Origin of the sequence: Paenibacillus sp. Lou8.1 (assembly GCF_024213565.1) — a bacterium.
Classification (GTDB): domain Bacteria; phylum Bacillota; class Bacilli; order Paenibacillales; family Paenibacillaceae; genus Paenibacillus; species Paenibacillus polymyxa_B.
In genome coordinates this window covers 1-10,372 of sequence record NZ_JANAVN010000033.1, presented here as the reverse complement: position 1 = coordinate 10,372, position 10,372 = coordinate 1, and the positions used below count along the sequence as shown (strand labels likewise).

Below are 10,372 nucleotides of genomic sequence, written 5' to 3'. Positions count from 1 at the left end.
TACCCATCCCGAACACGACCGTTAAGCCCTCCAGCGCCGATGGTACTTGGACCGCAGGGTCCTGGGAGAGTAGGACGCCGCCAAGCAAATAAAAGAGCACAGCCTTAATGGGCTGTGCTCTTTTTGTATACCATAAGGCTTTCGCGTTTTGGAAATTATACAAGAAACCCATACATATACTCCATCCCACTAAATTAATAAGATTGGGGGATAACTACAATAAAGCTTACAACGCTCTGCATAACGACCGATAGTGAAGTCAAACATAATAAAATTTATAATGCAGCAAGCTCCAACAACAGGGAGCCTTGCTGTTTTGCCGTTACTGTTTTTTGAGGGGGTGAAAGATTAAAAGTAAGGCTATAAATTTCTAGAGAACAGGTAATTTTGAATTGAGATAGAAACGTTTCTATTAGAGTTTGAAAAGAAAATTCATAGCAATGGGAGAGAAAAACTCAATCCGAACTGAATTTTTTAGACGAAGAGTCAGAAAAAAATATGCAAAATAGGGTCCTTTAGGACTATGAAATAACAATATTTATTACAAAATTAAAGAGTTATTAGTTTTGGCTTATGTGAGCTTGATACAAATTGAATCCATTATTTAGGAGGTTAAAGAGAGTTGCGGAAAAAGGCGGAATTTGTCGGATGATATCAGGTTGAATTTGTTACATTTATGTTAATGGCATGTAAAGATAAAATTGTTGTAGGATAAGGGGGTGGAGCTTCAATGTAAATCATAATGAGTTTAGTTTTACAAAATTCGTGAAAACCTAAAATTTCGTTTTAAACTAAATTAACAGATCATGATTGACAGATAACTAATACAAAAAGTGAAATTGTTGCTTTTGAATTTTGGAAACAAATAACATAATATGGATTTTATTTTATTTTTATGAGCTCTATCAATTTAGCCCTTTTGTCCCATGCCAAGTGGTTTTAAAGTTTGTATATTTAAAAACAGTTAGAAAGTGTTGGAAGAAAAAAAGAGATATAAGGATTTACTGTAAAATTATGAAATGCATAGAGGATGGAGGAATTCATATGACGACTCGATCGCAATCTTGGTTCGCGAAAACAGAGGTCCAACCGACTGCGAAGCTCCAACTATTTTGCTTCCCCTACGCCGGTGGTGGTGCTTACATATTTAACTCTTGGAAGTCCAGATTTGCGCCTGACATTACCGTGCTGCCTATACAACTTCCAGGACGTGAAAGCCGTTCAACAGAAGCTCCAATGGATACTCTTCAAGACATCGTTCAATCGTTGGTTCCCGCTATGGCTCCATACATGCATAAGCCGTTCGCTTTTTTTGGGCACAGTATGGGGGCGCTCATTGCATTCGAAACAGCACGGCAGTTATACAGCAAAACTGGAAAGCTACCTGTGCATATCATCATATCTGGTAAATCCGCGCCACATCTTCCATATTCCAAAAAACGGCTCCATGATTTAGCAGACGATTCTTTCACGGAAGAGCTTCGTTTAATGCAGGGAACCCCTGAAGAGGTGCTGCAAAATGCAGAATTGATGCAAATTATTATGCCTCGTCTGCGTGCAGATTTTAAGGTATGTGAAACTTATGTTTATCAGCCGGGAAATCCACTGGTATGCCCGATGACCGTTTTAGGCGGAATGAAGGATTTTGAGGTTAGCACAGAGTCACTCCATGCCTGGCAACAACATACGACATCACCTATGGATGTTCAGATGTTCGAAGGTAATCACTTTTTCATCCATGAACACGAACAAGAGGTTATGAGCGCAGTCGAGAACATTCTTTCTACATCCTCGCCGATGGCCCACGCGGCGGCAGCTCATACAGCTTACAACACAAGCACCCTACAACCACGATTCAGACAGAGTTGAATGTCCCACACATCACGATACACTTCGTTATTACCATCTCAGCAACAATCAACAACCAACCCACACCAAGATGCAAATTCCAGCATAGTTCCAAATCGCATTTTATTCTGCACGGATACTCATGCATCCAAACCCAGAGTTTATCTCAACGACGTCCACAGCCAATATAAAAAGTTCGCACTGATAAAGTGTGGGCAACGAAAAGAGGGATGCCCTTGTTTCGATTAAATTCTGCTTTTCGGAGACTCGCACGTTATGTAAGGCCGTATAATCTATGGGTTTTCATAACGGTGATCGCCTCCTTGTGTTTGGCAGCTATTGACATTGTTTTGGGTAAGGCCATTGAGCAAATGGCACAGGGGACATTCTCCTCTACCCAGAACATGATCTATCTGGTTGTTGGTATGACGCTAATTGGAATGCCCTGTAAGTTTGTGATGAGGTACGCTTCAGCGCGATTTAGTGTTAGTGCTCTGCGCGACTTGAGAGGCGATCTCGTACATAAGTTTTGCGATTTACCAGTTTCCAGCGTGGAAAGGAAATTTACCGGAGATTTGGTATCCCGTCTAACCAATAATACGGCAGTATTACAGAACTTTTTTATCCAGCAGTTTGCCAATCTGTTTTATTTACCGCTTGTGTTTACGGCATCACTCATATTGCTTTTACTGACAAGCTGGAAACTGATATTGGCAAGTCTTGCGCTCATGCCAATAGGAATGATCATAACATCACTAATGAGCAAGCCGATTGAAAAATATTCTGCGGATCTTCAGGAGAAAATTGCTCATTTGAACGCTGTGGGGCAAGATGCAATCGGAGGAATCCCTATCGTCAAGGCATTCAATATGCAAGCTGTGCTGCTGAAGAAGTATATGGTGATTATGGAGGAGGTCGTCAAGCGCGGCTTACGGCTAGAAAAGCGCTATGCAGCCATTACTCCGGTAGGTGTGATGATGCTAGCAACACCGATTATTTTGGTCATTGTATACGGAGGATACCTGATACAACATGGAGAGCTGAATGCTGGAGGCATTGTACTTTTTTTATACCTGATTTCGTTCATATTGCAGCCGATTGCCATGCTGCCGACGATCATTTCGCAAATGAAGGAAGCGGGTGGAGCCGCAAAGCATTTGTTTGAGGTACTGGATTGGCAGAATGAACGTCAGGATGGCGAAATGACCTTGGTAGATCAGAAGCGAGAGAATGAGGCGCCTCATTTGAAAGACGATGCAAATGGGGAAGCCAACCGAATGAGTGAAGGCAGAGCAGAAAGTGATGATGACGTTGATAGTGTTGCTGTAGTCAGTTTTGAGCATTTGACCTTTGGCTACGATGAAGGGAACACAGTGCTGAAGGATATCAGCTTCCAGGCAGGGCAAGGGGATATGGTGGCGATAGTCGGTGCCAGCGGTGGAGGTAAAAGCACGATTTTCAAGCTGCTTTGCGGATTTAATGAACCTGGAGAGCATGCTGGAACCATTCAACTATTTGGAAAGAGTTTGACAGATTGGAATTTAACAAGCCTGCGCAGTCATATTTCGATGGTATCTCAGGAGCCGTCGCTTTTTCCGGCCACCATTGCAGAAAATATCGGATATGGACGTTTAGCGGCGACTCGGGAAGAAATTGTCGAGGCGGCGAAAGCGGCACATGCGCATGATTTTATTGTTCAACTTCCCGAGGGCTATGAAACCCTGTTGAGCGAGCGGGGAGGCGGATTGTCTGGCGGTCAAAAACAGCGTATTTCCATAGCAAGAGCATTACTGAAAAATGCTCCGCTGCTTCTATTGGACGAGCCGACTTCAGCACTCGATAGTCAGTCGGAGGCTCAGGTGCAGAATGCGATGAATGCGGTAATGCAAAACCGGACGGTACTGGTCATTGCTCATCGACTGTCAACCGTACGTCAGGCGAACCGCATTATTGTACTCGATCAGGGGAGCATTGTGGAATCGGGTTCTCATGAGGAATTACTAGGTCGTGATGGTGTGTACCGAAAGCTGTATTTGAAGAATTTTGAAGAAGAACAGCATACGGCGGAAAACGGTAATTCGTTGCCTGAGGAAAGGGGTGAGCGTCGTGACCTTCAAGCAGGGGTTTTATGAATTTAAGCAGTTGATGTCCCTGATGAAGCCGCACCGAAAATGGTATTTTACCGGGCTGGTTGGCAATAGTCTGACCAATGCTAGCATCACGATTTTACTTTCTTTTGTGGTGCATTATTTGCTGAATTTCGCGGTTAATGGCGATGTACAGGAGCTATACCGAGCGGTCTATTTGGTCAGTGGTACATTTTTGGCATTAAGTCTTATTTCCCCCCTGTGCAGCTATATGTATAAACGGTGTGTAAAGCTGGCGATTGCCAATGTACGAACGAAACTATTTGGTCACATTGTCAAGCTATCGTACGAAAAAGCCGAAAAACACCATTCGGGTGATCTTGTATCCCGCATGACGAACGATGTACAGACGCTGGAGCAGGCTTACACCGTTCATATCCGCTCGATTATACTGGAAATTTCGCTTTTCTTGGGCTCGTTGGTCATTTTGATGACGCTGGATTGGCGATTTGGGATTATGGCGGTTTTACTTGGGCTGGCTTCAGCCTGGATCAATGCTCATTTCGCCAAGAAAATGCGAAAGACGAGTGAAGAGTTACAGGGACGGATGAGCAGGTTCACGGAACGATTGAGTGATTTGCTTTCCGGTTTGCAGACGGTGAAGTTGTTTGGGTTGAGGACAAAGGTAGGCGGACTTTGTAATGTTGCAAGCGAGGACATAAACCGCATCAGCATCCGGCAGGGACGTCATATGGGCTTGCAGGATATGTGCAATTTTGTCATTGAGTTCATTACGCTGGGCGGTGTGCTTGTCGCCGGATTAATTCTGGTTTCGCAGAAGCAAATGGAACTGGGAGTACTAGGACAGATTGTGCAGCTGCAAACCGGTATTTCAACGGTGTTTTTGGAGCTAGGGGCGGCTGTAACACTGTTACAAAACTCCTTGGCAGGCTTGGCGCGTATCCGCGAAATTCTGGATGAGTCGAAGGAAGAAGAGCAGTTCCCCGCGGCTAAAAAGAAGGGACCGCTGACTAGGCTTATCGATCCCGAGACGGCAGCTTTATCAGCCCGTGAATCTGGGGAATTCTATGGCGATGTTGAGACCTTGCGTTCAGACCATGCCATTGAACAGACTCCGGCTGCGCTGGAGCTGCACGACATCACCTTTGGCTATCAGCCTGACCATCCAACGCTGCAAAGGTTAAACTTGGTTGTGCCAGAAGGACAGGTAACCGCGCTTGTCGGCCCGAGTGGCGGCGGCAAAAGCACAGTCATGAAGCTGTTGTTGGGATTTTACCCACCGGACGAAGGTGTACTGCGGGTTCGTGGTCGCTTGGCAGAAGAATTTCCGTTGGATGAGGTCAGGGATTTGATGGCCTATGTACCACAGGAGGCTACGCTTTTCCACGGTACAGTAGCGGATAATATCCGTTTTGGCTCACCGACTGCCACGGATGAGGAAGTAGAGGCTGCGGCCAAAACAGCCTATGCCAGCGGCTTCATAGCCGAGCTGCCAGAGGGGTACGACACGATTGTCGGTGAACGCGGAGCCAATTTGTCTGGCGGTCAAAGACAGCGGATCGCAATTGCTCGTGCTTTGCTCAAAAATGCACCGATTTTGCTGTTGGATGAAGCAACCTCGGCTTTGGATGCAGAATCGGAATATGAAGTCCAACAGGGCTTAAATGAGCTGATGAAGGATCGTACGACATTAGTTATTGCCCATCGATTGTCTACGATTGAACGGGCGGATACGATCTGTGTCCTTGCCGATGGCGAGCTGAAAGAGCAGGGTACCCATGATCAGCTCCTTGCCGAGGGCGGTCATTATGCAGAGCTGTATGAGCTTCAATTTCGAAAGCATCCCGAGGAACAAACCGCATAAATATGCGAATTTCCTTTTACCAATATCTATTTTGCGAGGAGAGAGACGGATGACACAGCAAGATGTTCAATTGTTTTCGCTAAGCCAGCCACAGCAACGGATTTGGTATACGGAGCTTCTGTATCCTAATCGGAACACATCAACAATTATTGCAACAGTAAAAATCAGGGGAACTGTTCGTATAGATGCCTTGCAGCAAGCAATGAACCGGGTAATTGCCCAAAATGATTCTTTTCGTATCAAAATTACTGCTCAGGATGGGATTCCGTATCAATATGTAGAGCCGTTTACGGCGGAAAGTATAGAAACGCTCCAAGTTACCCCGGAAGAAGCAAAGGAATGGTTAAAGTGCCATAATCCACAGCCGTTCTCATTGTTGGATTCGCAGCTATACCGCTTTGTTATCTTACAGCTCGGGGCAGAAGAAACCTGGTTTAATTTTAAAATGCATCATATTATCTCAGACGGCGTGTCCATGAATCAGGCCATTAATGAAATCACCGGACATTATATGGATATTGTGCATGGTACAGGTCAAAATACGCCGACCAAGGGCAATCCCTATCTGGATTTTATCCAGGTAGAGCAAAGCTATGAGCAATCAGACCGTTATCAAAAGGACAAAACGTACTGGACGGAAAAGTTTGCTGATTTGCCAGAGACTACAGGTTTGAAATCATATAACCCGCTGACACTGAGCACAGCTGCACGCCGGGAGAGCTTTATACTGGAACATGAGTTGTATCGTGGTGTTACGGCTTTTTGCGAGGAACATAAAATTAGTATTTTTACGTTCTTCCTGGCGGCTCTGTATATTTATTTGCATAAAGTGACGGGAGAGCAGGACTTAAGCGTGGGGACACTCTATGCCAACCGTACGTCTAAGAAGGAAAAGGATACCATCGGTATGTTCGTCAGCACTGTGGCTACGCGCCTGTTGGTCGAACCAGAATCCGAACTGCTGACCTTCCTGCAGGGTGTAGGTAAGGAGCAGGCATCCATTTTGCGGCATCAGCGTTACCCGTACAACAAAATTATTCAGGATTTGCGTGAACAGCAAAGCAGTCTGGACATTCAGCGTCTGTTTGGTGCTTCCATTCAGTACCGTACCTTGAGTTTCTCCCGGTTTGATGAAGCGATTCAGCAGGTTGATAACGATTTCTGCGGAGATACGGTGAACGACTTCGATATTCACATGGTTGAAATGCTGGATGATGATAGACTCGTGCTGTACCTAGATTATCGTACCGAACTGTTTAGTGAACAGGAAATTGCTCGAATTATTCGACAATTTTTGAGTGTGGCGGAGCATATGGTGCAGGGCCCACACAAGCGGATACAGGAATTGTCGCTGATCAGTGAGGAAGAACGGGCGCAAATCGTCGACGTATTCAATGCTACAGCGGTGGAATATCCACACGAAGCAGGCATTCATGAATTGTTTGAGGAACAGGCTGAACGTACACCGAATCAGACAGCAGTTGTGTTCGGAAATGCCCGTTTAACTTATGGCGAACTGAATGTAAAAGCAAATCGACTGGCTCACACGTTGCGCGGACACGGTGTTACCGCCGAACAAACTGTAGGTATCGTTGCTGAGCGTTCCACGGATATGATCGTCGGCATGTTGGCGATTCTCAAAGCGGGCGGCGCATATGTACCGATTGATCCTGATTATCCGGCTGAACGTGTACGTTACCTGTTGGAAGATTCGGGGGCGAAGTTGCTGCTGGTGCAGCGCGCAGAACAGCAACCGGAGGAATACACCGGAATCGTACTGGATCTGAGCGATACTAAGGTGTACGGGGCAGAGAATGACCAAAGCTTGAATACCGTACATTGGGAGCAAAACGAGGCTTATCATGCGGATTATACCGATTATACAAATCTGAAAAATGAGATTTTAAAGGAATCATCCTCGTCTGTCGTAGACAGCACCGCTGGAGAACAAGAACGTAAATTTGGAAACCGACTAGCTTATTTGATGTACACTTCGGGCACAACCGGACAGCCCAAAGGGGTTATGGTAGAACATCGCAATGTTGTGCGTTTGGTGAAAAGTACAAACTATGCGCAATTAGATGCTGATACACGCATTTTGCAAACTGGCGCCGTTGTCTTTGACGCGTCCACCTTCGAAATTTGGGGTGCGCTACTAAATGGTGGACAGCTCGTGCTGGTAAGTCAGGATGTCATTTTGGACGCTCCAAAGCTCAAGGAAGCCGTGCGCAACCATGGTATCACAACAATGTGGCTGACTGCACCGCTCTTTAACCAGCTATCTCAGCAGGACTTGGAGCTGTTCGAGGGGGTACAAGAACTGCTGGTCGGTGGTGATGTGCTGTCCGTACCGCACATTAACCGGGTGCTGGAGGCTCATCCGTCCCTGCGGATCATTAACGGCTATGGGCCGACAGAAAATACAACTTTTTCTACAACTCATGCGATTGCCAGCGTGCAATTGGAAGCGGTGCCGATTGGGCGTCCGATCCACAACTCCACAGCGTATGTCGTAGACCGTTCCATGCAGCTTCAGCCTGTCGGGGCATGGGGGGAGTTGATCGTCGGCGGCGACGGGGTGGCACGTGGCTACCGGAACCGTCCGGATTTGACGGCTGAAAAGTTCGTAGATAGTCCGTTCCGCAGCGGAGAGCGCTGCTACCGCACAGGCGATTTGGTGCGCTGGAATGAGGACGGGACGCTGGAATACAAAGGACGGATCGACGCACAGGTGAAAATTCGGGGCTACCGGATCGAGCTGGGTGAGGTGGAAGCGCAGCTGTTGAAGCTGGAAGCGGTGCAAGAAGCCGTCGTCATTGCACGTGAGGATGAGCAGGGGCAAAAGCAGCTCTGTGCATATGTAGTCACTCTTGCGGATATCGCGGCTAGTGAGCTGCGAAGCGCCTTGAGCCAAGAATTGCCGGGTTACATGGTACCGTCATATTTTGTGCAGCTGGAGCAATTGCCGTTGACACCAAATGGCAAAGTGGATCGTCGGGCGTTGCCGCAACCGGAGGGCAGCGTGGATTCCGGTGAGGATTACGTAGCAGCCCGTAATGAGGTAGAACGGACGCTAGTGTCCGTGTGGCAATCTGTACTTGGTATCGAGCATATTGGTGTGCTGGATAACTTTTTCCATCTGGGGGGCGACTCGATTAAGGCCATCCAGGTGTCTTCAAGACTGCTGCAAAATGGTTACAAGCTCGAAATGAGAGAGCTGTTCCAGTATCCGACGATTGCTGAGCTGAATGGACGGGTGCAGCGGGTGACCCGCATTTCCGATCAAGGAGAAGTCAGTGGAAACGTGGCATTGACACCGATTCAACGCTGGTTCATTGAACAGCAGCCATCAAAGCCTGAGCACTATAATCAGGCTCTGATGCTGCACCGTGAGGATCGTTTGGACGAAACGGCGCTTCATCAGGCACTGCAACGCATTGTCGAACACCATGATGCTTTGCGCATCGTATTCCGCCAAAATGCGGACGGTGGGTATGAAGCATGGAACCGTGGCGTGCAAGAAGGAGAACTGTACAGCCTGGAAGTGGTTGATTTTACAAATGAGTCTGACTTTGCTCATTTGCTGGAGAACAAAGCCAGCGAAATTCAAAGCAGTATCCGTCTAGATGAAGGCCCTTTGGTGAAACTGGGTTTGTTCCGTTGCCCGGATGGAGACCATTTGTTGGTAGCGATCCACCATTTGGTGGTCGACGGCGTGTCTTGGCGTATTTTGCTGGAAGATTTGGCAACCGGCTATGAGCAATCTTTACGGGGCGAGTCTGTCCGTTTACCCAACAAAACGGATTCCTTCCGTCTGTGGGCAGACCAGCTGTCAACATATGCGAACAGTTCGGCTTTGGAGAAGGAGCGTGCGTACTGGCAACAGCTGGAGCAAGCGGCAGCTACACAAGCAGCTTTGCCCAAGGATTACACTTGCAAATCCGAGGTCAAGCCTCAGCTACGAGATGACCGCACACTGACCGTAGCGTGGACGATAGAAGAAACGGAACAATTCTTGAAACAAGCTCATCGTGCCTACAATACGGAAGCGAACGACCTATTGCTGACAGCTCTGGGCACCGCAATTCAGGAGTGGGCAGGCATCCGTCAGGTTCTCGTAAATCTGGAGGGTCACGGTCGGGAAGCGATTTTGCCGGATATGGATATTACGCGTACGATCGGTTGGTTTACCAGCCAATTCCCGGTTGTGCTCGATATGGGCGAGGATCGGAATGTGGGACGGCGTGTCAAGAGCGTCAAGGAAGGGCTGCGTCGTTTGCCGCATAAAGGAATTGGATACGGGATTTTGAGATATCTTTCTGCGCCTAGGGAAGGGGAAGCCGCTTTTGTCGCCGAGCCGGAAATCAGCTTTAACTATCTCGGACAATTCGATCAGGATTTGAAACATAATGCATTTGGCATGTCTCCTTATTCCATCGGAGCTTCTATTAGTGATACGTTGACCAAGCGGTATACTCTGGATATCAACGGCATGATCACGGACGGTGCACTGGAACTGACGATCAGCTACAGCAGGAAAACATTCATGAAA

At 47.3% G+C, this 10,372-nt stretch carries 4 protein-coding genes and 1 rRNA gene; all 5 read left to right on the top strand.

All coding sequences use genetic code 11. From position 1 onward, the window contains the following. A 5S ribosomal RNA gene (gene rrf, locus NLX78_RS26290) occupies positions 1-86 on the top strand; the annotation flags it as partial. 958 nt (positions 87-1,044) lie between these two features. Further along, on the top strand, positions 1,045-1,869 hold the full coding sequence (locus NLX78_RS26285) for a thioesterase II family protein (RefSeq protein ID WP_254351917.1): 825 nt from the start codon (positions 1,045-1,047) through the stop codon (positions 1,867-1,869). A 215-nt stretch (positions 1,870-2,084) separates the two neighbouring features. Further along, positions 2,085-3,980: an ABC transporter ATP-binding protein gene (locus NLX78_RS26280; protein ID WP_254351916.1), complete on the top strand. Its 1,896-nt coding sequence runs from the start codon at positions 2,085-2,087 to the stop codon at positions 3,978-3,980. Continuing rightward, positions 3,955-5,820, top strand: coding sequence for an ABC transporter ATP-binding protein (locus NLX78_RS26275; protein WP_254351915.1), 1,866 nt, complete (start codon positions 3,955-3,957; stop codon positions 5,818-5,820). Before NLX78_RS26280 ends, NLX78_RS26275 begins: the two co-directional genes overlap by 26 nt. A gap of 49 nt (positions 5,821-5,869) precedes the next feature. Beyond that, positions 5,870-10,372, top strand: a 4,503-nt coding sequence (locus NLX78_RS26270) for a non-ribosomal peptide synthetase (RefSeq protein WP_254351914.1), incomplete at its 3' end; no start/stop codon positions are given.

Excerpts from the sequence above, each read along its gene's own strand:
- NLX78_RS26285 (WP_254351917.1), top strand. The coding sequence starts at position 1,045 with ATGACGACTCGATCGCAATCTTGGTTCGCGAAAACAGAGGTCCAACCG.